The organism is Nostoc paludosum FACHB-159 (genome assembly GCF_014698835.1).
In the GTDB taxonomy this organism is placed as follows: domain Bacteria; phylum Cyanobacteriota; class Cyanobacteriia; order Cyanobacteriales; family Nostocaceae; genus Nostoc; species Nostoc paludosum.
Window position 1 is genome coordinate 1 of record NZ_JACJTU010000056.1, and the last position, 26,449, is coordinate 26,449.

Here is a 26,449-nt window from a genome sequence, read left to right on the forward strand (position 1 = left end):
ACCTCCCACACCTCCCACACCTCCCACACCTCCCACACCTCCCACACCTCCCACACCTCCCACACCTCCCACACCTCCCACACCTCCCACACCTCCTACACCTCCCACACCTCCTACACCTCCTGCTTGCCCAATGCCCAAAAAAGTTTACAAGACATTGCAGCAGCGATCGCTCTGGTATTGCTAAATTAACAAAGGTAATCAAAATCCAGGCTAGCTAGCTGCAATCTCAACAATGGTATCTATCTCTACTCCGTTCTCAGATATTCAAAACCATTGGGCACGCTTATTTATCACAGCTTTAGCCCAACGTGAAATTGTTAGCGGGTTGCCTAACGGCACTTATCGCCCCGATAACTCACTCACCCGCGCTGAATTTGCCGCCATCATCGCTAAGGCATTTCCAAGTGTTACCAAAAAGCGGCAGTATGTACCTTTTGTTGATGTACCCAATAGTTTTTGGGCAGCAGCAGCCATTCAAACAGCTTACGAAAAAGCATTTATCAGCGGATTTCCTGATAAAACGTTCCGTTCTGCTAACCGAATTACTAGAACAGAAGTTTTAGTTTCCTTAGTATCAGGTTTAGAAATTGCCACGAAGGTAAAACCTGAACTCCTCTCAAAACTTGGACAAATCTATCAAGATGCTGCTCAAATTCCTGACTATGGCAAAAATCAAATAGCTATTGCCACTAGTGCAGGATTAGTAGTAAATTTCCCAAATCTAAAATTACTTAATCCCAATCTTGCAGCCACCCGTGCAGATGTAGCTGCAATTATTTATCAAGCTTTGGTTTATTTAGGTGCAGCAGAAAAGATTGCCTCTAGTTACCTCGTGCTGCCACCAACGCCAACGCCAACGCCAACGCCAACGCCAATACCAACGCCAACACCAACGCCAACGCCAACGCCAATACCAACGCCAACACCAACGCCAACGCCAACTCCAACACCCATACCTGTTGGTAGCGTCAAGCTAAATCATATCAGAGAATTTCGTGGGGCGTGGGTAGCATCTGTGTGGAATGGTGATTGGCCTTCCAAACCGGGACTTTCTGTTGAGCAACAGAAAGCTGAATTCACCGAAATTACTGTTAAATTACAACAACTGAACTTCAACGCCCTAATCTTCCAAGTTAGGCCAGAGGGAGATGCTTTGTATGAATCGCAATTAGAGCCTTGGAGTAATTGGATTACGGGAACTCAGGGAAAAGCACCGGAACCATTTTACGATCCCTTAGCGTTTGCGATCGCAGAATGCCACAAACGCAATATCGAACTTCATGCGTGGTTCAACCCTTACCGCGCCAGCACTTCCACCAACCCAGCTAAAACCGTCTATCCGCACATAGCAGTCACTAATCCAGAAACCGTTTATTTGTGGAAAACCCAACGCTGGATGGACCCAGGGCTGAAAATAGTTCAGGACAGGGCTTACAATGTCATTCTTGACGTAGTGAAGCGCTACGATATCGATGGCGTTCACTTAGATGATTATTTTTACCCCTATCCTGTTGACGGGCAATCTTTCCCGGATGACAAAACCTACGCTGCTTACAAAGCAACTGGTGGTACACTCAGCCTCGGCGACTGGCGGCGGGACAATGTTAACAAAATGGTATTGCGTCTTTCTGAGGGAATTAAAGCAACTAAACCCCACGTGAAATTTGGTATTAGTCCCTTTGGAATTTATCGCCCCGGACAACCCCCCGGTATTACTGGCTTAGATGCTTACAATGTGCTTTACGCCGACTCGAAGAAATGGCTAGAACAAGGTTGGATTGATTATATTGCGCCTCAACTTTACTGGCGCACAGACCAACCACAACAAAGTTATTCTGCATTGTTAAAGTGGTGGACAGACATCAACACAAAGCAAAGACACGTTTACGCAGGTAACAATCTCACAGAACCAAGCAATAAAAGTCGAGAAAGTGATGAGATTGAAAAGCAAGTGAAAATTAGTCGTAGCCAAGCCGCAAACTTATCATTAGGGAATATCTTTTTTAATCTCGCTGTTTTAAGAGAAAATAGTCAAGGCATAGCCGATCGATTCCAAAGTTTTCTTTATAATAAACCTGCCTTACCTCCTACTATGCCTTGGCAGAACACAACACCACTTCCTCCACCCACCGGACTACAAGTTAATAACCGCAAACTCAGTTGGCAGCCTGGAGATAATCAGCCGGTTCGTTCCTGGGCACTTTATCGCCAAATTGATGATGATACTTGGACAATTGCGCGAATTTTGTCTGCTGGCACAACCTTTGCTACTGTCCAACAAGCAGGAACCTATGCTGTATGTGCAGTGGATAGGCTGGCGAATGAGAGTTTAGGAACGGTGATTACAGTTAGTTAAGTTCAGTATTAATCCACATGTAGAGACGTTGCATTGCAACGTCTCATGCACAATCGTTTTCATACATGAAATCAACTATGCCCAAAATCTAAAATGGTATGATACGTGCATACTCACGGTTTCATAATAACTACACCATAAGCATCACCAGAAAGATAGTCTTTGGCTGCTTGCATTAAATCAATAGCATCTTGATTCTGAATTTTAGCTGGGTAGTTAAATGCAGGTTCCAAATCTCCCACCAAAGATTGATAATAGCCATACAACCCAGCACGATCGCTTGGTGTTTCGTTACCAAAGATAAATCTGTTGGCTACTCGTCGCCGCACGCGGGCAATTTCTGATTCTTTTACCAATTCTGTATGTAAACTACGGATATGTTGAGCGATCGCATTTTCTACTTCTGCTAAATTTTCCACTTCACATTTAGCTGAAATATAAAATGTACCTTGAAACTCATGGCTAATGTTGCTTGCTGAAATTGAAGAAACTAATTTCCGTTCTTCTTTTAAATCTTGCACTAGTCTTGATGTTCGTCCATGTCCCAAAATTGCTGCTAACACATCCAGTCCATAAGTTTGTTCCAGTTCAACCATTCCCGGAACCCGCCACAGCATCACTAATCTTGCTTGTTGCAGAGTTTCATCAATAAATTCCTGACGGACTATTTCTGTAAATGGTGGTTCGGTGGGGAGTCGGGAATAAGGAATAGGCAATGGGGAATGAGGAGTTTTAATAACCTGTGTAAATGATTCGCTAACAGTTGCAATTAATTCTTCTACGGGCAAATTGCCCACAGCCACAGCAGTAATTGACTGGGGTTGATACCAAGTCCCATGAAAATCTCGCATTTGCTGGGGTTTGAGTCCGGCAATTACTTCTTCTGGCCCCAACACCGCACGCCGATAAGGTAACCTATCAAATGCTGTCTCCATCGCGTGTCTATAAGTGCGGCGGCGGGGATTATCTTCTGAACGTCTAATTTCTTCCAAAACTACTAATCGTTCCCGTTCAAAGGCATCATCAGGAATACTGGCATTAGTTACTACATCTATTTGTAATGGCGCAAGCTCGGCAAAATCTTTCGGCGCAGTAGTTATATAGTAATGAGTATAGTCTTGGCTAGTAGCGGCATTGGTGACAGCACCCCGTTCTTCAATTCGACGTTCAAACTCACCACTAGCTAGTCGTTCTGTTCCTTTAAAAATCATATGCTCTAAAAAGTGAGCCATGCCGTTAATGGCATCAGATTCCACAGATGAGCCAACTTTTATCCATAAGCTGAGGTTCACGGCATCAACTGGCATCTGCTCGGCTATGATTGTCAAACCATTGGGTAATTTATGCAGGTTTGGAGCATTTAGACGAGGAAATTTGTCCACGGTTGAGGTCATTGCTACTTTATGTGAGGGAGCTACGTTACTCTCTTATCTTATCTACGACTTACAAGAGTTTTCAGGTATTCATACCATCACTGTGCCGATGACTGGGTAATAAATATAGCTGTAGTTACATAGGTTAGAACAGTTAGGACTTACGCACACTCTACGAATCCTTGGCGTTCTTCTCTACGAGACGCTGCGCGTTGGCGGAAGCCTCTCGTAGAGAAGACGGTTCGATAAATAAAGCTTTTTGGCGATTTTTGCGTAAGTCCTGACAGTGTTGATTGCTAAAAACCTTGAAGCAATTGGGTTTATATTCAGCACTTAGAAATTTACCGTATTTACAAGTCGATGCAATGGCATTGTAAGTCGATGCAATGGCATTGTAAGTCGATGCAATCGAATTGTAAGTCGATGCAATGGCATTGTAAGTCGATGCAATCGAATTGTAAGCCGATGCAATCGAATTGTAAGCCGATGCAATGGCATTGTAAGCCGATGCAATCGAATTGTAAGTCGATGCAATGGCATTGTAAGCCGATGCAATCGAATTACAGGCTAGATATGTGATTCAAGTTTAAATTAGATGAAAAACGCTGTAAAATTATGAGTAGTAATGTTAAGAATTATAAAAAATCAGTATCAATGTCCAAGATTTCTGTAGACAAAACTAAATCTCGTGTCGTCGTCATTGGTGCGGGAATCGGTGGACTCACTGCTGGGGCATTATTAGCTCATAGAGGTTACAGCGTATTAATCTTAGATCAAGCGATCGTACCGGGAGGTTGTGCATCTACATTTAAACGTCAAGGATTTACCTTTGATGTAGGCGCAACCCAAGTTGCAGGCTTGGAACCTGGAGGTATTCACCACCGGATTTTCTCAGAATTAGAAATAGATTTACCTGAAGCAACACCTTGCGATCCTGCTTGTGCAGTGTATTTACCTGGAGAAATTACGCCCATTAACGTTTGGCGCGACCCAGAGAAATGGCAACAGGAACGACAAAGGCAATTTCCTGGTAGCGAACCGTTCTGGAAATTGATGGCAACATTATTTAATGCCAGTTGGGAATTTCAAGGACGCGACCCGGTGCTACCACCGCGTAATTTATGGGATTTGTGGCAGTTAACCCAAGCAGTACGTCCGAGTACATTAATTACTGTACCCTTCACTTTGTTCACCGTGGGCGATGCTTTACGGTTATGTGGGTTGGGAAATGACCGACGACTGAGAACATTTTTAGATTTGCAACTGAAGTTGTATTCCCAAGTGAATGCAGAGGAAACAGCATTACTTTACGCCGCCACAGCCTTGAGTGTATCGCAACTGCCCCAAGGATTGTTTCATCTTGAAGGTAGTATGCAAGTATTGAGCGATCGCCTGGTACAATCCTTAGAACGAGATGGCGGCAAATTATTGATGCGCCACACCGTCGAACAAATCAAAGTAGAAAACGGCAAAGCCACTGCTGTAGTAATTAGAAATCAGAAAACTGGGGAAGTCTGGACAGAAGCAGCCGACCATGTAGTTAGCAACGTCACCGTACAAAACTTGGTGCAGTTGTTAGGAGAAAAAGCCCCATCTGGTTATCAAAACAGAGTGGAAAAACTCCCCCAAGCATCGGGCGCCTTCGTGGTTTATTTGGGTGTAGACGCCAGCGCTATCCCCCTGGAATGTCCACCCCACCTACAATTTATGTATGATGCCAATGGCCCCATTGGCGAGAATAATTCCTTATTTGTTTCTGTCAGTCATCCCGGAGATGGTCGGGCCCCAGAAGGTAAAGCGACGATTATCGCTTCCTCATTCGTCGATCCTGCACCTTGGTGGAATACTCAAGATTATCCAGCATTAAAACAAAAGTATACCCAACAAGCGATCGCTCGTCTTGCCCAATATTTTTATCTCAAACCAGAAACAATTATTCACGTAGAAGCCGCAACACCCCGTAGCTTTGCACATTACACAGCCCGCGATCGCGGTATAGTTGGCGGTATCGGTCAAAGAATCCCCACTTTTGGCCCCTTTGGTTTTGCCAATCGTACACCAATCGAACATCTATGGTTAGTCGGTGACTCCACCCATCCCGGCGAAGGTACTGCTGGGGTAAGTTATTCAGCACTAACAGTAGTCAGGCAAATTGAGGCGCAAATGTAGCAACGCATAGCTTTACACTCCTACAACATATCTGTAGGAAGAATTTCATTAAATGATATAAATCACACTTATAACTGATGACAAAGGAGACAAAAAATTGATGAAATAAAGCTAATGTTGCTAATCCCGGAGTAATGACAGACAGAGTTTTAATTCTTGGCGGACGTGGGCGCATTGGTAGCAGTGTTGCTCACGATCTTGCTACTTATACGCAGGCACATATTACAATTACTGGACGTTCTGCCGAGACTGGGAAAAGCATTAGCTTATCTTCAGGGGGGCAAGTAGAGTTTTTAGTATTAGATTTAGCAGAAATTGATAAATTAAGAGAAGCGATCGCCAACTCTAATTTAGTCATCCATTGTGCTGGGCCATTCCATTATAGAGATACTAATGTTCTGGAAACTTGCATTGCTCAAGGCGTTAACTATGTAGATGTCAGCGACCATCGTTCTTATACCAGTAAAGCTCTCAATTATCATCAACAAGCTGCTGCTGCTGGAGTGACAGCCATTGTTAATACTGGTATTTTTCCTGGCATTTCTAACAGCATGGTACGTCAGGGCGTTGAACAATTTGATAAACCAGAAAAGATCCATTTAAGTTATTTAGTTTCTGGTTCTGGTGGTGCCGGCATTACAGTCATGCGAACAACTTTTCTGGGATTACAGCATCCTTTTGAAGCTTGGATAAATGGAAAATGGGAGATAGTTAAACCTTATAGTGAAAGAGAAATAGTTAACTTTCCATCTCCCTATGAAGATAGTGGAGTTTACTGGTTTGATATGCCAGAAACTTTTACATTACCCCATGCATTCCCATCAGTGAAAACTGTAATTACCAAATTTGGTTCTGTACCTGATTTTTACAATCACTTGACTTGGATAGCAGCACATGTTTTTCCCAAGTGGTTAATGCAGCGTCGTTACATGATTGAATTTCTTTCTCACGTCAGCCATTCAATGACAGATTTCACCGATAGTTTGAGTGGTATTGGCGTAGCAGTTCGTTCAGAAGTAACAGGGCAAAAAAATGGTAAAACAGCCGTTTATTGCTCAAATTTAGTACACGAAAATACAGCAGCTGCTTCTGGTTGTGGCACTGGTAGTATTGCCCAATTATTGCTAGAAGGCAAACTTCAGAAACCAGGTGTTTTTGCTGTAGAAGAAGCATTACCAACAGATTTATTTGAATATACAATGCAAAGCCGAGGAATTAAAATTCATTACAACTGGTCATAATGTGTCGTGCATCTAATTCCAATTCGCAATGGGCTGCACCTCGCTGCACTAAAGCAATAGACCTGTTGCACGAATGCAAAATTTGCCTCATCCTCCAACCCCTTCTCCCACAATTGGGAGAAGGGGAGCAAATTTCAAAGTCCCTCTCCCATGCTTGGGAGAGGGATTTAGGGTGAGGGCTTTTGATCCTTGGTTTGCCAACGTTAATATTACAAACTTCCTTTAGGAGTTTCTGTGGTGTCAGATTGCTTAGTATCTGTAACTTCTTTTTGAGGATTCTTCTGATTAACTCGATCGTCTATTTTTTCTAGTGTTTGTTTTGCCAGATTTTCAGCTGCTTGTTTAAATAAAGGTTCGATTTTATTTCGCCAATATTGAGTATTAGGCAATTTTTCTGGATGATTTTTGTAATCTAAAACTTTATCCCATTGACCGGATTCTAGTGCTTGATTAATATCATTAAATAATGCATCTGCTTTAGCCCAATCTTCTTGCCACTGGGCGATGACTTTGCGTGTCTCTTGGATATCAGAAGCAGCAGTTGTTGGAACCGATCTTAAAAGTGCGATCGCTCCAACTACATCTCCAGAATCATACTTCTTTTTTGCCTGTTCTAAAATCTGGGCACTGTTTTCATTAGGTTGCGATCGCTCTGATTTTCCATTATCAGAAGTTGCCGGTTTTAATTTTTCTGACGATGAAGTTACTACATCCTTAGATTTTGGTTTTGCCGCAGCAATCGGTCGAGTAGTAATTAAGGTACTATCATCTATTGTCTTAGTTGCAATGCCTTTTTCCCGCAGGCAAGAAGTCCATTCTCCTTTATTGGCTATCACATCCGGGTGTGCCCAAGCCAAACTGCCAGATTTGAGTTTAATTTCTACCCAACCTCGTTTTGTTTGCTTGCCAGTCACCTCGAAGTTAGTATTATTACCAACAGTTTGCACAATATTACTAGAATCGATGGAACTAGGTTGAGAACGGATATTAGAATTTCCCACAACCACAGCCGAGCATTTATTGGCTAAAGCAGTATCATTCCCTGTAAAATTAGCAGCTAGATTTTTTACATTAGGATATACATTTGCTACTACAGCCGCGGTGCCACCCGCCAACAATATACCAATTAATATTGGCCACGGGTCGGATTTGCTATTCTGACGGACAGGTCTAGGAGGGACATGATTTGCTGGCGCAACTGCCAGAGTTTGCTGGCGAGATACTGCTTGGGTTCGGGGTTTGGTTGCTTGGTAGCTGGAATTTTTGACAGCTTCTTGAGGCGTAGAAATTGCAACTACGGGATTAATGGCGTTTTTACACGCTTGCAGTGCTTCCGTGGCAGTTTGGTAGCGGTCTTTGAAGTGATAACGTACCATTTTCGTCAACACAGCCGCCAGTCGAGGATTCACAGTCACTGAATGCCGCCAGATAATTTCCCCCGTTTCTGGATCTTCTTGTAATTCTGTTGCCGGCAATCCTGTTAATGCTTGAATGGCAATGATTCCAAGGGAATAAATATCACTGTTGGGGCGGGGTTTACCTTGCCCTTGTTCTGTGGGCATATAGCCAGGAGTGCCGATAACCACTGTGGCAGAACCTTGTCCGCCAACTGTCACCATTTGGGTACGCAGTTGTTTTACTGCCCCAAAGTCTACCAAAACTAATTTATTATCTGAAGTGCGGCGGATAATATTATCTGGTTTGATGTCACGGTGAATCACGCCTTGCTGGTGGACAAATTCGAGAATGCCGAGAATTTCCTGCAACAGTTGAATTACTTGGCTTTCACTCCAACGCTTACCAGGTAAAAGTTCCTCGGCTATGGTGTGCCCTTCTATATATTCTTGTACTAGATAGAATTCTTGGTTTTCGTCAAAGTAAGCCAGTAGCCTGGGTATTTGGTCATGGTTGCCGAGTTTTTCTAAGGTTTCGGCTTCGCTGTTGAACAGACGCTTAGCAGTAGCAAAAACTCTGGGGTCAGTTCCGGGTTTGAGGTGCTTGACAACGCAAATAGGGTTACCCGGCCGCCTAGTATCTTCGGCAATGTAGGTTTGACCAAATCCTCCCGTCGCCAGGACTCTAATTATTTGGTAACGATGGTCTAGTAACTTGCCTATCATATTCACTCCCCAGAGTTATCACCGAAATTTTCCGCTAGTAATAGATATCTCCAAATTTTCTTCAATGAAATCCGCTATCTTGAAAAAAGATTTAGATTAAAAACGCAGCTTTTTAATAAACGCAGACTGTTTATTTCTCTGTTTAGTGCCCCTGTTTATTACCAATGCCACCTAAAATAACTAACTCAGTTGCATGGCAGCAGGCTGAAATCCTCATGCAACCAGCTTTCATTCGCGTTATCGACAATATCCGCAAACAGCTTGATGAGTCTTCTTGGACGGGAACTTACCACGATGTCCTGATTTGGCCGCCTAACACCACTGATGAAATCAAAGCACTGGTGACTCAACTGTTGCAAGCAATGGAAACTGCAACGCCCGAAGAAGCAGATGAAATCAGACAGACTCTAACTCGTCTACCGATGCCCCATCCAGGATATCATTTACTTTTGCAGCGTCAACAGCAACAAGCAAGTATCGATTTGTGGGAGTTGTGTTATCAAGTGTGTTTTATTGAATACAACCCACAGGAGGAAGCGGCTAATATTGATACTAGTTTGATTGATGAACTTGGCGAAGTGGATTGGCTGCGTTTAGATGCTAAGGCAAAGGAATTAGTTGAGCAAAGGTTTGCCAGTTTACCTGAAAGTTGAAAAAATCAAGTGCGATCGCTCTTAACATTATGCCAACACACTCTGACTAAATGTTAAGAGCGATGCCCACATTAGTTGAGTTCATCCACAACTCTCAAGATCAATATTCCGACAAAGAAACGGATAATATTTTAAAATACTGCACCCAAAATCAAGTAGAAGATTAAAGAGAAAGATTCATGCAAAAGCAAAATTGATACATGGATATTATTTATCATCTACAAGGTATTGGATTTGAATGGGATGAGAATAAAGCACTAAGTAATATTCAAAAACATGGTGTTACATTTGAAGAAGCAACAGAAGTTTTCTTTGACCCTTTCTACAAAATGGGTAATGCTACTGCTAATAATGAACAGCGCGATTTCATTTTAGGTTATTCTCTTTCTCAACGCTTATTGCTCGTAGTTTATGTAGAACGCAGTAGGCAAACACGCATTATTTCTGCTCGTCCAGCTACTCGTACAGAAAGAAAGTTATATGAACAACCATGATGAAGAACTCGAACTACATTTCAAACCCCGTGCAACAGAAACAGTATCAATAAACATACCAATAGATGCATTACAATCGCTCAAAAAAGTTGCAGCTAATCGAGATATGTCACTTGAAGCATTACTCAAGTTTTACATTGGACAGAGTTTGCGACAAGATTTAGCTAAATTATTTTCTGAGCGGGTACTTGAATCAACTGCTGAAGTTCTAGCAAGGCACATAGAATCCAAAGAGGAAATTTTAACCATAATTCAAGAAATTCAAGCCGAAACATCTCTCTAGTCAAGTGTTTAGCAAAGAATTAGGACTTACGCAAAAACTCTCTGAAACTCTTATTTCTCCGTGCCCTCTGCGTCCTCTGTGGTAGCCTGCGGCAAGCCGCTCCGCGTCTACGTTTTTTCATGATTTTGCGTAACTCCTGAGAATAACAGATAAGTTGAGAACTAAAAAATGCCTAACCAAATAAACTACACCGAAGCGTGCAATAATTTTGACAAAATTTATGAAGAGGCAATTAGCAGCCGCGAACCTGTAGTGGTAAATCGTGAAGGTGCTGAAAGTGTATCCGTAATTCCGACTGCGGAACTTAATAGCATTATAGAAACGGCATATTTGTTTCAATCATCTGAAAATGCAGCACGACTTCTAGATGCTTTACAACGTGTTAAGACTAAGACTAATCAACCCCAGTCTATAGATGAACTCCGCAATAAATTTGGACTTGAGAAAGAAGAGTAGATAAATTTAATGTCTTCAGATAACTTAGAAGCAGAAACCTTTTCTCAGGCTGAAATATTTACAAATTTATCCTTGTTAGTGACTAAACGCTTTAATAATATTTACAAACTCATCGTTTTATTGACAACAGCTTTAGGAATATTTACAAACTCATCGTTTTATTGACAACAGCTTTAGGAATATTTACAAACTCATCGTTTTATTGACGAAACACTTTAGTTTCATTGACAAACTCATGCTTTTGTTGACGAAACACTTTAGGAATATTTACAAACTCATCGTTTTGTTGACGAAACACTTTAGTTTCATTGACAAACTCATGCTTTTAGTCACCATAGCTTTAAACTAATTAACCAAATTGCACTGTCCATCGGATATTTACTGCCTGTACTCCAGTCGTTCGCTAATTTAAGCGATCGCTTCAGTCAAGATCCTTTTCAAACTTACTTGGCGCGTGCATTGAAGCTGCAAACCCTTATTTGCTAAGATTTCCAGTGCGACAACATTCAAACAGGGCAAACTCCTCATCATGGCAACATCTACAATTGACAATCGAGATGCAGCCGCCATCGAAGCTGCAACAGAAGGGGTTGCAATATGCGATCGCTCTGGCTGGGGACGCATCAAAGTGTCTGGCGATGACCGCCTCCGCTTTTTACATAACCAAAGTACCAATGATTTCCTCGCACTCAAACCAGGACAAGGTTGTGATACGGTTTTCGTCACTTCCACAGCCAGAACAATTGATTTAGTAACCGCCTACGTTAGAGAAGATGCGGTGATTTTGCTCGTTTCGCCTAACCGCCGCCAGTTTCTCATGGAATGGCTAGACAAATATATTTTCTTCGCCGACAAGGTGGAATTATCTGATATCACAGAATTTACTAACACCCTCAGCCTCATCGGCCCAGGAAGCGACGCTGTAATCGAAAAGTTGGGTATTGGCGAACTCATCGGTCAATCTTACGCTAGTCACCAAGTATACACCATTGCCAATGCTCAGGGAGTGCGAGTTGCTGTAGGTAGTGGGCTAGGAATTCCCGGCTACACTTTAACTTTTCCCTATACTGACAAAGCAACAGTGTGGGAGAAACTGGTAGAAGCTGGAGTAGTAGAGATGAGCGATCGCGCTTGGGATATGTTGCGAATTTTACAAGGTCGCCCCGCCCCAGATGCAGAACTAACCGATGATTACAATCCCCTAGAAGTTGGTTTATGGCAGACAATTTCTTTTGAAAAAGGCTGCTATATTGGGCAAGAAACCATTGCTCGGTTAAACACATATAAAGGTGTAAAGCAACACCTATTTGGCATTAAACTCAGCGCTGCTGCGGAAATTGGTAGTGCGATCGCCGTTGGAGATGAAAAGGTCGGTAAACTGACCAGTTATACAGAAACTCCTGATGGCTATTTTGGCTTAGGTTACATCCGCACCAAAGCTGGTGGTGTGGGATTGAAAGTTAAGGTAGGAGAAACTGAAGGTGAAATAGTAGAAATCCCATTTGTTTCTCACGAATACCCATAGTTAAAGAAGAATTCAGAATGCAGAATTCAGCAATCTTTATTTATTAAAGAGTCGGACTGGAATTAATACTGAATTCTGACTCCTGAGTTCTCAATTCTTCTCGATCGCATCTAGTACCTTGGCAAAATTCATCTACCCAAGAAGCTACACTACGGGCATTGGTACTTAGTAATAAATTCACTTTCGTTTTAACGTCTTGTGGTGGTGTATTAACATGCTGGGTATTTTTAGGAACTTCGGTAGTAATTGCTAGCGATCGCACTGGTTTATTATTACTAGAAATTTCCGTAGTAATTGGTAGCGTTCGTACTGGTTTGCTGTGGCTAGAAACTTGGCTACCCGATGCCACAGATGGCATAGTTTTGGCTTTGCTGTTGACCTGAGCTATGGCCAGTGTTCCTGTTGAAGAAAAGCGATCGACGGGTGATTTTACTGGTTTATCTTCCCTGAATAAACCGGAGTCTGGCTTGACTGAATGTAGCGCTTTTACGGAAGTATTAGCAGGAATCTTAGTAATAACTGCAACTAATGTTCCACCTTTTTGTGTCAGATCTACTTCTGTGCTATCTGTAAATGATGTTACAGATTGCTCTAAGCGTGGTAAATCAGAGTGTAGCGTATTGCTGGTAGTATTTAAAACTAATGGAATACCTTTGTTTTCGTGAGAAAGTTTATCTTCTAACGACTCGCTTTTAACTTGGGTTGTTGATTTTATTAAACGTAACTCTTCATCGGGATTGAAGTTGAGACCCAAAGCTGCGACTATTTTATCAGGATTATTACTTAATTCCAATATAAAATCAAGTATCTCTTCAAACTGCGGTTCCAAAACAGACAGCGTTGCCAAAATAAAACCAGACGAAGGACGCCGCAGACCATCGTAAGTAGCCCAAACTCGCATTTTAACTAGCCAAGAGCTATTTTCCTCGTAGTAACTCAGCCACTTCTGTTTTAAGGATTGACGCAGTTGCTGGATATTCATTGAATGCCTCACTTAGGTCAAACAATTTTGGATTTGGAATTTTAAACTTTCCTGCGGAACGCTACGCGAACGACTAGGCTCAGTCGAACAATTTTCAATTGACCCTACCAATAAACGGGTAGGGCTGGAGGCGTAAAAGGAGCTTGATAGCTTGCCAATATTGGGCTATCAACAATCTAAAAACTAAAATTAGCAGTTAACAACAGTGCAGACTTTATTTTTTAGGAATGAAATCGATGATAGAGCATCTGTTTGACTCTTTGGCCACCTAACAAATGTTGTTCTACCAGTAGAGATACTTCATCGGGCTGAACACCGCTATACCATACTATATCGGGTAATACCAGCACCATCGGCCCATTGCCACATTGTCCTAAACAGCTGCTACCTGTTACCGTTACCCCAGGAATTGGTAAAGCCGTCAAAGCTGCTAAGACTTTCGCAGCACCTTGCTTTTTACAAGTGCGATTTTGACAAACCCGCACACATGTAGGAGAAGAGGGTTGGTTTATTGCAGAAAAGTTTGATAATTGAGTGATGTTTGTCATTGGTCATAAGTCATTAGTTATTAGTCATTAGTCATTAGTCTTTTTCCGCGTCCTCGCGTCCCCGCGTCCCTGTGTCCCGGCGTCTCCCCATGCCCCATACCCAATAACTAATCTATTGAAAGTCCTTTTGAGGCTAGCCATTCAGGGTTGAATATCCGCGATTGATACCGGGAACCGCTATCACACAATATGGTGACAATGGTATGTCCTGGGCCTAATTGCTTGGCTAAGGCAACAGCAGCCCCAACATTAATACCCGTTGAACCACCCATTAATAAGCCATCTTTTCTCAGTAGTTGGTAAACTACTCTCAAAGCTTCTTGGTCATCGATTTGGATAGCGTCATCAGCAGGTGCGCCTTCCATGTTGGCTGTAACACGACCATTACCAATGCCCTCGGTAATGGAATTTCCTTCTATTTTGATTTCGCCTGTTTTGACATAGCTATAAAGTGCACTACCCAGGGGGTCAGCAACAACGCATTGAATGGCGGGATTTTGTTCTTTTAAGTACAACGCTACACCAGCAAAAGTACCACCAGTACCAGTTGCAGCTGTCCATGCATCTATTTTACCATCTGTCTGTTTCCAAATTTCTGGGGCTGTGGTTTCGTAGTGGGCACGGCGGTTGGCTAAATTATCAAACTGATTTGCCCAAATAGCGTTTTCTAATTCGGCGGCGACTCTACCAGATAACTTGACGTAGTTGTTGGGGTCTTTGTAGGGTACAGCCGGGACGCGACGGACTTCTGCTCCCAAGGCTGTCAGTGCGTCTATCTTTTCTTGTGATTGGGTATCAGGGATAATAATTAGGCATTTGTAGCCTTTGGCGTTACAAATATGTGCTAGTCCAATACCAGTATTACCAGCGGTTCCTTCCACAACAGTACCACCAGGTTTGAGTAAACCTTTCTCTTCTGCGTCTTGGATGATGTAAAGTGCGGCGCGGTCTTTGACGGAACCGCCAGGATTGAGGAATTCTGCTTTACCAAGGATTTCGCACCCTGTTTCTTCACTAAAGCTGTTTAAGCGAATCAGAGGTGTGTTCCCAACAGCGCCGACGAAGCCATTTTTAATGTCCATTTTGACTCTACCTGTGTTTTCTTCTATAAAAATTTTGGCTTATAGCGGTGGCATGATTGACACATCTCCAGAAATAACCATAAAAGTTGCAAACCAGTGCGTAAAATCCCATACTCAAGATGTATCGAGTATTAATTCCAATGTTTGCTACAAAGCTATCGGCTCAACTCCAGATTGGATAAAATCGCATTTCTATTCTGTTTACAATATCTGTTTTATTAGGGGCGATCGCCCTCTGCTACAATTGCCTCAAAGTATCAAAGCTATTTGCTTCCATCATCTCTAGCGATCGCGGCATAATAAAAACTAAACCTTAAAATCCTGAAGTAGGCAATGAATACTACCGATAATTCTCCGATGGATGATGGGTCATCAGCAGATTTGATTTCTGTTGCAGAGTTACAGCAACAGCTTAATGAATTACTCCAGCAATTATCTCCAGAACGATTACGGGTGCTGACTGATTTTGCTGCTTATTTGGCAAATGCTGAAAGCGAAGCTGCAACCCAAGAGCTTTTGGCAATTCCTGGATTGTTAGAGCGAGTTAAGCAAAATCAAGTAACGCCTAAAGCCCAATATACCCCCTGGAGAACTCTTCGCTCTGATGTATGAAGTTATTCTTCATCCCGATGTCCAGGAAGTTTATGTCAATGCTGACAAAGCCTTTGCTAAGAAAATTGCCCGATGTTTGCAGCAGCTAGAACAAACTCCTCGATCGCACCCCAACATTAAAGCCCTGAAAGGAGATTATGCAGGTTACTATCGCTACCGAATTGGGGATTACAGAGTCATTTATTCTATAGACGATGAAGTTGTGCAGGTACTTGTTGTGGCGATTGCTCATCGCAGTGAGGTATATAAACCGTAAAAGCGATGCCTGCGGCGGGCTACGCCTACGCATCTCCATTCTGTTTACAATATCTGTTTGAACAGGGGCGATCGCATAGTCTTGTAGAGACGGCGATTTATCGCGTCTCTCTTGTTCGTCCACAACACAAGTCCATTCGTCCACAACACAAGTTCATTCGTCCACAACACAAGTCCATTCGTCCACAACACAAGTTCATTCGTCCACAACACAAGTTCATTCGTTCACAACGCAAGTCCATTCGTCCACAACGCAAGTCCATTCGTCCACAACGCAAGTCCATTCGTCCACAACACAAGTCTGTTCTCAACGATTTGTTATTTTTTCGTGTAATTACTTAGCTTTAAATCTAATTTAAATACAAAAAATACCTCTATTCGTCAGCTTTACTGAGCCGAAACATTGTTCTATTAAGACATCCTAGAAAGATAGAGTTTAGTAAAAGGTATCCATTGATGCCACGCAAAAAAAGAACCTCTCCGCTGCTAGAAAAAACCGAACAGAAATTAATCGGATTTAAATCAATTGATTCCAGCCTTGATTTTGGTGATTCCGTTAGTGTAAACCATTTAACCGAGCTAACCGGAGAACTCCGCAACGAAATTGACCAGTATAATATGATGCTCACTGCCATTGACACAGCAAAGGAAAAAATAGAAACCCTTGAAAAAAGCATTCGTGAAACTTCAGAACGCCTAGTCAATGGTGTGGCGTCGAGGTATGGCAAAAACAGTCGGCAATATGAGATGACAGGCGGAGTACGTAAAAGCGAACGCATTCGTAAAGCTACTATTACCCGGTTAAAATCGAGTGCAGATTCAAAATCGGCTTCTACCCAGACGGTGTAACCAGCAAGCAATAACTAAGCATCATTCATAGTGAATGATGCCCATGTTTGGCGAGCAAGTGCATTTTGTAAGATTTAACTCCAGCTTAAATTTAGCTGACAATGAAAATTTCTTAGACGGAGTGGATACTGATGACATCTGAGAAAGACCGCCATAAAGAACTTGAACAACGAGAACGTATATTACGAGAACGAGAAGTTGAATTGCGACTTCGAGAAATGGAAGCTAAAATTCATACTGCTGATGCACCTTTTCATCAAACTGTTAAGCATCAGCCAGAAAATTTTCAGAAACCTTGGATGAAAAAACTAATTCTAGGTGGAAAGTTGTTTGCTCTTGGTGTGGTAGCGTTAGTTGCGGTGAGGATAGCCTCAGTGCTAGCTGGGTTTATTATTGTTGCTGCACTGGGGTGGATGTCTTACAAATTATTTTTTGAATCCAAAAAAACCAATTCTTAATTCAGGTGTAACTATTATGAGCGATCGGGTAGCAACTGACAAATTTATCCAAGACTTAGAGCGCGTTGCTCAAGTGCGATCGGAAATTTCTGTATGTTTGAGTAAACTTGTTGAAATCATTAATAAAGCTGAATTAGCTGGAGACTCATCATCAGGAAAACTCAGTTTAGAGCGAGATATTGAAGATATTACAGTAGCTAGTAAAAATCTCCGCCAAGGTGTGTTTCGCCTATTGGTATTGGGCGATATGAAACGGGGAAAAAGTACGTTTCTCAATGCTTTAATTGGAGAAAACTTATTGCCCAGTGACGTTAACCCTTGTACCGCAGTGTTAACAGTTTTACGCTATGGGCCAGAAAAGAAAGTTACTATTCATTTTAATGATGGCAAAAGTCCACAACAGTTAGATTTTCAAAGTTTTAAACATAAATATACCATCGATCCGGCAGAAGCAAAAAAATTAGAACAGGAGAAAAAGCAAGCTTTTCCTGATGTTGATTATGCAGTAGTCGAATATCCCTTAACGTTACTAGAAAAAGGAATTGAAATTGTTGATAGCCCAGGATTAAATGATACAGAAGCACGAAACGAATTATCTTTGAATTATGTGAATAATTGCCATGCAATTTTGTTCGTGATGAGAGCTTCTCAACCTTGCACTTTGGGCGAACGTCGGTATTTAGAAAATTACATTAAAGGTAGAGGACTGACGGTTTTCTTCTTAATTAACGCTTGGGATCAACTGCGGGAGTCATTGATAGATCCTGATGATGAAGAAGAATTAAAAGCAGCTGAAGACAGATTGCGGCAAGTATTTAAAGCGAATTTAGCAGAGTATTGTTACGTAGATGGCCAAAATATTTATGACGAACGTGTATTTGAGCTTTCGTCAATTCAAGCACTTAGAAGACGGCTGAAAAACCCCCAAGCTGATTTAGAGGGGACTGGGTTTCCTAAGTTTATGGGGGCACTGAATACTTTTCTTACCAGAGAAAGAGCGATCGCCGAACTTCGTCAAATCAGAACCCTATCTAGGCAAGCTGTCAATCACATCCTCGAAGCCGTTGCCAGAAGAGTACCATTACTCGACCAAGATGTAAATGAGTTGAAAAAACGAATTGATTCAGTAGAACCAGAGTTTAATAAACTCACCACTATTCGAGATCAATTCCAAAAAGAAATTCTCAACACCAGAGATTCTCAAGCAAGAACAATTTCTGAATCCTTCCGCAGCTACGTTTTAAACTTAGGTAATACCTTTGAAAACGATTTTTTACGTTATCAACCAGAATTAAATTTGTTTGATTTTCTGAGTAGCGGAAAACGGGAAGCCTTTAACGCTGCACTGCAAAAAGCCTTTGAGCAATATATCACTGACAAATCTGCTGCTTGGACATTAAGTGCTGAAAAAGATATCAATGCCGCTTTTAAAGAACTTTCTCGCAGTGCAGCACAATATGGCGCATCTTACAGCCAAGTCACAGACCAAATCACCGAAAAAATCACCGGGCAAAACATCAAAGTAAATGCCACTATAGCTAGTGAAGATGATAACTCTCCAGCTTGGGCGAAATGGGCAATGGGATTGTTATCACTATCTAAGGGAAATCTTGCTGGTGTTGCACTAGCTGGAAGTGGATTTGATTGGAAAAATATCTTGTTAAACTACTTCACTGTAATTGGTATTGGTGGGATAATTACAGCGGTGACGGGTGTTTTTCTGGGGCCTATTGGATTTGCACTGCTAGGTTTAGGAGTGGGCTTTTTACAAGCAGATCAAGCGCGTAAAGAGTTAGTAAAAACGGCTAAAAAAGAGTTAGTTAAACACCTACCCCAAGTAGCGCACGAGCAATCTCAAGTTGTATACGATGCTGTGAAAGAGTGTTTTGATGCTTATGAAAGAGAAGTGAGCAAGCGGATTAATGATGATATCGTCTCTCGTAAATCTGAATTAGATAATCTAGTTAAGCAAAAAGAAACCCGTGAAATTAATCGTGAAAGTGAATTCAAGAGGTTAAAAACCTTACAAGAAGATGTAATAGCTCAGTTGCAAAAAATTGAGGCTGCTTATAGCAATTTGTTAGCTTACTATAGCTAAAGTGTAGGAATACTCAATCATTTGTGAAAACCTCTATTTCTTTTCTCTGCGCTCTCTGTGGTTCGTTGAAAAAAAATTCACAACTCAGGAAATAAAGGATAAAACCACAGATAAACACTGATTAGTTTATCTGTGGTTACTAATATTCTAAATTCACGCAGAGACGCAGAGGGGAAGTGAGGAGTTTTTGTAATAGAGTATTTAATTTAAAAATCTATTTTGAAATCTGGAATTAAGGAACTATGCAACAACAGTATGAAAAATTAGTAGATTCTCTCAAATCTGCGTCTGCATTATTAAACTTAGAACGGAAATCGCAACTCAATCAAGATGTAATTTCTATTTGTAATTATCTAATTAATCCTAGCTTTCGGATTGCGGTATTTGGCCCTTTTAATCATGGCAAATCTACCTTATTAAATGCCATGTTGGGGAATCGCACATTACCCATTGATTTAATTCCGACTACAGGTGCAGCGATTACTGTTAAGTATGGTTCTGATGTGCGAACTCGCATCATGTTGGTAGATGGTACAGAAATTTACCGCAGTGGGACGGAAATTTTACAGCAATTTGCTATTCTAGATGGGAATAGACAGATGCGAAAAGATGTAGTATCTGTAGAAGTTTTTTGTCCCCATTCCTTTTTAGAAACGGGTGTAGAATTTCTTGATTTACCAGGCACTAATGACCGAGAAGAACAAGATAATTTAGTACGAGAACAACTTTTAAGTGTAGATTTAGTTGTACAATTATTAGATGCACGCAAGTTAATGACTTTAGGCGAACGAGAAAACTTGCGAGATTGGCTATTAGATCGTGGGATTAAAACAGTTATTTTTATTGCCAATTTTATTAATTTACTTGAGCCTGAAGAACAAAAACAAGTGCAAAATCGCTTGGTATTTGTGGCGGAAAGCTTTCGAGCCGAATTACCTCCAGGTTTTAGTAATTTATATCGTGTTGATGCTTTACCCGCCTTACGGGCTAGATTAAAAGGCGATGTGGCAGAAGCTAATAGTAGCGGGTTGGTGGCTTTTGAAACGGCTTTGCAAAATATTGTGGGGATTTTACAGCAAAATCGTGGTAGTGTACGTTTGCCAAGAGTAGAGGCGATCGCTACTCAAATTCAACAATCATTAAAAGCCAAAATTGACCCCATTGCTCAGGAAGTAAAATCACTTGTTGATAAACACAATGCCAAAATTGAAATCAAAGAAAAAGCTGCTAACTTAATTAAACAAGGCTTTGCTACTAGTATCTCGGAATTAAGCGATTGGTTAAGTTTACCAAAACTACTAGCAAAATATCAAGCTGACGCCGCAGTTGCACTGGCAGAAAATAACTTTAAATCATGGCAAACAAATACTCTTAAAAAAGACTTAAATCAATTGCAACTAGCAACGGTGAAATGGCTTTATCAAGCTTACGAATTTTTCCAAGCAGAAAGACCAGAAGACTTATTAATTCCCTTCCCTAACGAACCCCAAATCATATTACCTCCCAAGCCGAATAATCACAGTGATTTGAGTGAAACTGGTTCCATCGCAGTTGGTGGTGGTATTGGTTGGTTGTTAGGCGGGCCTGTCGGTGCTGCTGTCGTTGGTAGTATTTCTTATTTATTAAATAAAAATATTCAAGAACAAGAAGAAAAATCAGCTAATGAATCTTATCATCAGCAAGTTGCCAAACTTTGTATAGCTGCAACAGAAGATTATTTGTCTAGTTTTAGTAGTCAAGGATTATCAATTTTGGCTAAATACGATGGTAAAGCCGAAAAAGTAATTTACTTGGAAGTCAATGAAGAACCCTTAGAAATCGCTAATAAACGCCAAGATTTACAACGCTTGCAAAATATTTTTAATGAGCTACTGCGAGAGTTAGAAAAAGTCAAAATTCGCGTTGATTATCAACCTTATCAAGAAATACCGAAATCCAAAACTATAAATACTCGATATTTGCCACAACCAGAAAAATTCCAAACTTCTCGCCCAGCCCAGGAAAATACTGCTAAAAATACCCAGAAAAAAGTAGAATCTACTTATCAACAAGTTTCTCCACGTTCAGAACAAGTAGCACAGCAAAATCCTGCTAAAAATACCCAGAAAAAAGTAGAATCTTCTCGTCAACAAGTTTCTCCACCACCGAAAACTTCTGTTTCTCCACGTCCAGAAGAAGTAGACGCGAAATTTCATAATTGGGAACTTGATGAGGAAATAGCGCGAATGAAAGCAGAAATGCGATCGCCTGGTTCTCAAAGTAACAAACAGCAAAATACAACTCAAAATAATAAAGCACCAAATCCCCCGAAAACGCAGACACAAAAAGATAAAATTACTCGTGCTTACAGCATTTTAGGATTACAACCTAATGCTTCTTTAAGTGAGGTGAAGCAAGCTTATCGAACTTTAGTAAAAAAATGGCATCCAGATTTATTTGTGGGTAAACCGCAACAACAAAAACAAGCAGAAGAGAAAATGCACTTAGTGAATGAAGCTTACACAATTTTGACTGAGAGTTAAGAATTCTGAATTCAGAATTTAGAATACAATCAGCAACACATTCTTGGGTTAAGACGCGATGAATCGCGTCTCTACAAATGGTTTGTTTGTCGGATTATATCGGTATTAGATAAAATTTATTCTGAATTCTGACTCCTGAATTCTGAATTCTCAAGAGATTTCATCCTAATTTCATTTCTGGTTGCGAAGTTAGTAAGTAAATATAGAATTAGAAAACTGTTGGATAAAACTTATGCAACTGCTATCTTTGAGGAAGGGTTTTTTAGCGTTAAGCTTTGTGGCGATCGCTTCAGCAAGTGGATTACTCACAGCCTGTTCCAATGCTGCTTCCCAGAACCCAACGCAAACCCCAAACGCAACTCCTACCAATGCTAGCGAGAACCACACGAATCACAGCATGGGAATGGATTTAGGCCCAGCCGATGCTGACTTTGATTTACGGTTTATCGATGCGATGATACCCCACCATCAAGGGGCTTTGGAAATGGCCAAAGAAGCACAACAAAAATCCAAACGCCCTGAAATTAAAAAACTAGCAGACAACATCATCAAATCCCAAAATCAAGAAATTACCCAGATGAAGCAGTGGCGAAAAGCTTGGTATCCCAGCGCAGGAAATAAACCAATGGCTTATCACAGTCAAATGGGTCACATGATGGAGATGTCACCTGAGCAAATGCAAGCGATGATGATGAGTCAAGATTTAGGCGCGGCTGATGCTAACTTTGATTTGCGCTTTATTAATGCGATGATTCCTCACCATGAAGGGGCTGTAAAAATGGCACAAGACGCTTTAACTAAGTCTAAACGCCCCGAAATTAAACAATTAGCCCAAGAAATTATCAAAGCACAAGATACTGAAATTAAACAAATGCAGCAATGGCGGAAAAGTTGGTATAACCAGTGATGTTGTGAGGGAGACGGGGAGACACGGAGACGCGGGGAAGCAGGGATAGGGAGAGTTTTGAATTATGAGTCAACAGAACCAAATCTCCAGTCTCTTTGATACCAATTCTTTATAACCTCCCAGCAGATCGATCTCCGCGTCTCCGTGTCCCCGCGTCAATCCTAGATATTACTGCGCTGTCGGGCTTCCTTCTTCCACTGGACGGATAATGGGGGCGGGTGGTGTAACTACTGGTTGAAAGATTCCTTGTAATGCTTGTTCTAATGTTTGTGCCATGACAATTCGGTTTTCGTAAGCCACAACTACTCGCACCAAAGTTGGCAAGCTATTTTGTGTGGCTTCTAGATAAATTGGCTCGACGTACAACAGCGATTGCTCAATGGGAATTACTAGTAAATTTCCTTGAATGGCTCTCGAACCTTGGCGATTCCACAGGGAAATTTGCTGGGAAATTACCGGGTCTTGGTTAATTCGCGCCTCGATTTGCTCTGGGCCGTAGACCAGTCTTTCTTTAGGAAAGATATACAACAATAACTTACCGTAATTTACGCTATCCGATCGCGCTGCCAACCAAGCAATTAAATTAGTCCGCTGTCTGGGAGTGTAGGGCAAAAACAAAATAAATTCTTCAAAAGTTACATTAGGTAGACCAGTAATCAAATAGTACGGTTCTACCGGACGGGGTTCGCTACCATAAATTTCGTTAGGAATCTGCCACTGGTCTTCCCGGTTGTAAAATACTTGGGGGTCGGTCATGTGGTAGGCCATCAACCGCTCAGATTGAATTTTGAACAAGTCCTCAGGATAGCGGATATGATTGCGGAGATTGATGGGCATGGCGCTGAGCGGTTTGAAGATGTTGGGAAATATCCTCGACCAAGTGGCCACAATCGGATCGCTTCGATCGGCAATATAAAAGTTAACAATGCCGTGGTAGGCATCAATTACTACTTTTACAGAGTTACGGATATAATTAATACCTTCGTTAGCAGTGTCTGAGTAAGGATAGCGATCGCTTGTTGTATAAGCATCGACAATCCAGTAAAGGTAACTTTTACCATTTGGGTAGTCTGGATCGGTATTGTTACGATTTGCATCAGCACTGACTAGATAAGGGTCGCTATCAAATTGCAAAAAAGGTGCGATCGCCTGGATTCTTTGCCTGATATTCCGCCGCAATAACACTTTGGTATCTGGCAAAAAGTCTCGCGTTAAGACCATTTGCCAATCTTTCAAATACATGGCAAACAGCCAGCGACGCCATAGCGAACCAATTTTAACGCCACCCCGTCCATCGTAGGAGTTATAAACATTGTCGCTACCACTGGGATAGTCCAATTCTCTAACTCTTGTGCCAGTCATTACATAGTTATTAGTAATTTCCCCATAATAAATTCGGGGTTCTCCAATGGGAATACTTTCACGAATGCCTTGACTGGAAGTTGTCAGGGCGGTACTATCACCGCTAATATCTTTGACAAAATATTCTGGTAGTCCACCCGCACCCACTGTATTCACTGGACTAACAGTAAACCCGAAACCGTGGGTATAAATTAGATGGCGGTTAACCCAGGTTTGAGCCTGCTGTGGTACGGCTGTGTAGTCTAATTCTCGTGCAGCAATTAGTACCTGACGGCGTTGTAGTGGTTCAATTACTTCCTGTTTCGGGGCTGGTTGGGGAACAGATGGTTGGTCTGAACTTACCTCTGTTTTCAAAGTATAGCGATCGATATCCGCATCGGGGAAGCGATAGTATGGGCGAATTTGTTGTAACTGACGGTTGGTTTCTAACAATGGTCGCTCATCCCAAAGACGGATATTGCGAATTGTCAAGTCATTTTTTTGAATATCAGCTTCAGTTAATGTTCCTTGGGGGTTGAAGGTTCTAGCATCGATCGCCTCTAAATCAAATGCTTGGCGAGTTAAGGCAATGGTACGCTGAATGTAGGGTTGCTCTCTTTGCAATTCATTCGGTTCCACAATTAAATATTGCACTACATTAGGCAGAACAACGTCAGCTGCTGGAACTAGTACCAAATAAATGCCTAATCCGTAAAACACCAAGCGGCGATACTGAGATTTGGGTTTCCAGAATAATGTTCGCCAAAGTAAGTAAAAGGCGATGCCAACAGCCACAACACATAAAATCGTGTAAGCTGGCAACTGGGTTGTGACATCGGTGTAGCTGGCACCATAACTGACTCCACGGCTAGAATACACCAGTTCATAGCGGCTCAACCAGTAACTCAAAGCTACCAAGAGCATCAACAAGCCACCCATACCGTATAAATGACGCTGTTGCTTTTGGGAAAAACCAAGAAAAATTCCCTGACTTAAACTGTCACCCGACAGGAGATAAGTTAAGGCGACGGCGACAAAGCCATACAAAAATAATCCCATCAGCCAGAGTTCCAGCAGTTGCCAAAACGGTAAGGAAAATATGTAGAAGCTGATATCGCGACCAAATAAAGGCTCAGTGCTGTTGAAAGTGGTAGGGTGAAAATATAGCAATACCTTTGCCCAGTTTTGGAATAGCATCAACCCAAAAATGGCACTAAAGACAATAGCGATCGCTGTGAGTAAAAAACCTGGAAAAATTAAAATAGCGATCGCTCCCCCCACAATTAAGCCGAGATCCCAAATTTGAGAGACAATCTGGTTTAAAAGTTGCCAGATCCTCTCTGGTCGGAATAAGGCGGGAATCGGTAAACTAGCGTTATCCACTGGAGAATGCCAGTAAGCAAGAGCAATTTGACCGTAGTGAGCTACCATTAACCCTGTCAACAAGCTCAGTATCAAAGCTAAGGGTAACAGCCAGCGTAATTTTAATGGTTTTAAGTCTTGGGTCTGGGGTGTCGAAATGCGATCGCGTCTTGCATAATCAACGCTGAGAAAGTTTTGGAATTCACTTTGTAGTTCAACTTCCTCAATCTTCAAAGACCGGGGATACTTCAGCCGTTGTGCCAGAGCAAGGTTTACCAGTAGATAGGCAGCACTGACACTAGCTACCACTACCCACAAAATACCACGAGTCAATAACCTGACTAGAAATGCTTGCAGGTAGCCGACTTCCTGAAACCAAAGAATTTCTGCTCCCACGCGGGAGGCTAAATCCAAGAGTAGCCATAACCCCAGGAATATGATAAATACTCTAAAGCTCCATTTCCAGAACATTTTATATTGGCGATTGGGATTTGAGGATTGGGCATAGGGCATTGGTGATGATATCACGTGCGCCAAATTACTTGTTATTAAAGCGTAATCTCTTCCCCAGCCCCTCCTTCAATAAGAGGTTCTTTTATTATGAGCAATTCAGCAGATTATGATATGAGTCTTTATCAGCGATCGAATTTACATAGTATTACGTGGATGAGCCAAAGCAATAATCCCCTCAGTTTTTACTGAGGGGGTTTGCGATTATTTAGACTCGTTTAATGGTAGTGGCAGCTAGGATTTATTTTGC

The 26,449-nt window shown here is 41.7% G+C and carries 23 protein-coding genes; 17 read left to right on the forward strand and 6 right to left on the reverse strand.

Annotated elements, in window-relative coordinates:
- Positions 1 to 235: 235 nt before the first annotated feature.
- Positions 236 to 2,359, forward strand: a complete 2,124-nt coding sequence (locus tag H6H03_RS32755; RefSeq protein ID WP_190959207.1) for a glycoside hydrolase family 10 protein — start codon at positions 236 to 238, stop codon at positions 2,357 to 2,359.
- A gap of 113 nt (positions 2,360 to 2,472) precedes the next feature.
- Here the strand turns inward: H6H03_RS32755 and H6H03_RS32760 are convergent, their stop codons facing one another.
- The gene (locus tag H6H03_RS32760; protein WP_190959208.1) at positions 2,473 to 3,753 is read right to left on the reverse strand and encodes a M16 family metallopeptidase; all 1,281 of its coding nucleotides are present in this window, start codon (positions 3,751 to 3,753) and stop codon (positions 2,473 to 2,475) included.
- 633 nt (positions 3,754 to 4,386) lie between these two features.
- Between H6H03_RS32760 and crtD the strand changes: the two genes are divergently transcribed.
- The gene (gene crtD / locus H6H03_RS32765; RefSeq protein WP_190959209.1) at positions 4,387 to 5,901 is read left to right on the forward strand and encodes a C-3',4' desaturase CrtD; all 1,515 of its coding nucleotides are present in this window, start codon (positions 4,387 to 4,389) and stop codon (positions 5,899 to 5,901) included.
- Positions 5,902 to 6,035: 134 nt separating this feature from the next.
- Positions 6,036 to 7,142, forward strand: coding sequence for a saccharopine dehydrogenase family protein (locus tag H6H03_RS32770; protein ID WP_190959210.1), 1,107 nt, complete (start codon positions 6,036 to 6,038; stop codon positions 7,140 to 7,142).
- A 209-nt stretch (positions 7,143 to 7,351) separates the two neighbouring features.
- On the opposite strand, the gene H6H03_RS32775 is transcribed toward H6H03_RS32770, so the two are convergent.
- On the reverse strand, positions 7,352 to 9,262 hold the full coding sequence (locus H6H03_RS32775; protein WP_190959211.1) for a protein kinase domain-containing protein: 1,911 nt from the start codon (positions 9,260 to 9,262) through the stop codon (positions 7,352 to 7,354).
- A gap of 164 nt (positions 9,263 to 9,426) precedes the next feature.
- Between H6H03_RS32775 and H6H03_RS32780 the strand changes: the two genes are divergently transcribed.
- The 5 genes from H6H03_RS32780 (at position 9,427) to ygfZ (ending at position 12,673) form a co-directional block, all read left to right on the forward strand.
- Positions 9,427 to 9,915, forward strand: a complete 489-nt coding sequence (locus H6H03_RS32780; protein WP_190959212.1) for a hypothetical protein — start codon at positions 9,427 to 9,429, stop codon at positions 9,913 to 9,915.
- Between the two features lie 200 nt (positions 9,916 to 10,115).
- Complete coding sequence (locus tag H6H03_RS32785; protein ID WP_190959213.1) at positions 10,116 to 10,409, forward strand: BrnT family toxin; 294 nt, start codon at positions 10,116 to 10,118, stop codon at positions 10,407 to 10,409.
- Positions 10,396 to 10,692 (forward strand): hypothetical protein, encoded by a 297-nt coding sequence (locus tag H6H03_RS32790; RefSeq protein ID WP_190959214.1) that lies wholly within the window; start codon positions 10,396 to 10,398, stop codon positions 10,690 to 10,692. The genes H6H03_RS32785 and H6H03_RS32790 overlap by 14 nt, the downstream gene beginning before the upstream one ends.
- Positions 10,693 to 10,860: 168 nt before the next feature.
- Positions 10,861 to 11,148: a type II toxin-antitoxin system Phd/YefM family antitoxin gene (locus H6H03_RS32795; protein ID WP_190959215.1), complete on the forward strand. Its 288-nt coding sequence runs from the start codon at positions 10,861 to 10,863 to the stop codon at positions 11,146 to 11,148.
- Between the two features lie 529 nt (positions 11,149 to 11,677).
- The gene (gene ygfZ, locus H6H03_RS32800; protein WP_190959216.1) at positions 11,678 to 12,673 is read left to right on the forward strand and encodes a CAF17-like 4Fe-4S cluster assembly/insertion protein YgfZ; all 996 of its coding nucleotides are present in this window, start codon (positions 11,678 to 11,680) and stop codon (positions 12,671 to 12,673) included.
- A 43-nt stretch (positions 12,674 to 12,716) separates the two neighbouring features.
- On the opposite strand, the gene H6H03_RS32805 is transcribed toward ygfZ, so the two are convergent.
- The 3 genes from H6H03_RS32805 to H6H03_RS32815 all read right to left on the reverse strand — a co-directional run bounded on the left by H6H03_RS32805 (position 12,717) and on the right by H6H03_RS32815 (position 15,285).
- A complete protein-coding gene (locus H6H03_RS32805; RefSeq protein WP_190959217.1) occupies positions 12,717 to 13,655 on the reverse strand; it encodes a DUF5331 domain-containing protein in 939 nt (312 codons plus the stop codon).
- A 221-nt stretch (positions 13,656 to 13,876) separates the two neighbouring features.
- A complete protein-coding gene (locus tag H6H03_RS32810) occupies positions 13,877 to 14,203 on the reverse strand; it encodes a (2Fe-2S) ferredoxin domain-containing protein (RefSeq protein ID WP_190959218.1) in 327 nt (108 codons plus the stop codon).
- Between the two features lie 107 nt (positions 14,204 to 14,310).
- The gene (locus tag H6H03_RS32815; RefSeq protein WP_190959219.1) at positions 14,311 to 15,285 is read right to left on the reverse strand and encodes a cysteine synthase A; all 975 of its coding nucleotides are present in this window, start codon (positions 15,283 to 15,285) and stop codon (positions 14,311 to 14,313) included.
- Here H6H03_RS32815 and H6H03_RS32820 point away from each other — a divergent pair.
- From H6H03_RS32820 to H6H03_RS32860, 9 genes are all read left to right on the forward strand, one after another.
- The gene (locus H6H03_RS32820; protein ID WP_190959220.1) at positions 15,278 to 15,571 is read left to right on the forward strand and encodes a hypothetical protein; all 294 of its coding nucleotides are present in this window, start codon (positions 15,278 to 15,280) and stop codon (positions 15,569 to 15,571) included. The genes H6H03_RS32815 and H6H03_RS32820 overlap by 8 nt on opposite strands.
- 47 nt (positions 15,572 to 15,618) lie before the next feature.
- Positions 15,619 to 15,897: a hypothetical protein gene (locus H6H03_RS32825; RefSeq protein ID WP_190959221.1), complete on the forward strand. Its 279-nt coding sequence runs from the start codon at positions 15,619 to 15,621 to the stop codon at positions 15,895 to 15,897.
- On the forward strand, positions 15,890 to 16,153 hold the full coding sequence (locus H6H03_RS32830; RefSeq protein ID WP_190959222.1) for a type II toxin-antitoxin system RelE family toxin: 264 nt from the start codon (positions 15,890 to 15,892) through the stop codon (positions 16,151 to 16,153). Before H6H03_RS32825 ends, H6H03_RS32830 begins: the two co-directional genes overlap by 8 nt.
- A gap of 5 nt (positions 16,154 to 16,158) precedes the next feature.
- Positions 16,159 to 16,494, forward strand: a complete 336-nt coding sequence (locus H6H03_RS32835) for a hypothetical protein (protein ID WP_190959223.1) — start codon at positions 16,159 to 16,161, stop codon at positions 16,492 to 16,494.
- Between the two features lie 114 nt (positions 16,495 to 16,608).
- A complete protein-coding gene (locus H6H03_RS32840) occupies positions 16,609 to 17,001 on the forward strand; it encodes a hypothetical protein (RefSeq protein WP_190959224.1) in 393 nt (130 codons plus the stop codon).
- Between the two features lie 131 nt (positions 17,002 to 17,132).
- On the forward strand, positions 17,133 to 17,459 hold the full coding sequence (locus tag H6H03_RS32845) for a DUF3040 domain-containing protein (protein WP_190959225.1): 327 nt from the start codon (positions 17,133 to 17,135) through the stop codon (positions 17,457 to 17,459).
- A gap of 16 nt (positions 17,460 to 17,475) precedes the next feature.
- Positions 17,476 to 19,557 (forward strand): dynamin family protein, encoded by a 2,082-nt coding sequence (locus H6H03_RS32850; RefSeq protein WP_190959241.1) that lies wholly within the window; start codon positions 17,476 to 17,478, stop codon positions 19,555 to 19,557.
- A 242-nt stretch (positions 19,558 to 19,799) separates the two neighbouring features.
- Entirely contained in the window at positions 19,800 to 22,079 is a 2,280-nt protein-coding gene (locus H6H03_RS32855) for a dynamin family protein (protein ID WP_190959226.1), read from the forward strand.
- A gap of 232 nt (positions 22,080 to 22,311) precedes the next feature.
- A complete protein-coding gene (locus H6H03_RS32860) occupies positions 22,312 to 22,986 on the forward strand; it encodes a DUF305 domain-containing protein (protein WP_190959227.1) in 675 nt (224 codons plus the stop codon).
- 168 nt (positions 22,987 to 23,154) lie between these two features.
- On the opposite strand, the gene H6H03_RS32865 is transcribed toward H6H03_RS32860, so the two are convergent.
- Positions 23,155 to 26,160: a UPF0182 family protein gene (locus H6H03_RS32865; protein ID WP_190959242.1), complete on the reverse strand. Its 3,006-nt coding sequence runs from the start codon at positions 26,158 to 26,160 to the stop codon at positions 23,155 to 23,157.
- Positions 26,161 to 26,449 lie beyond the last annotated feature (289 nt).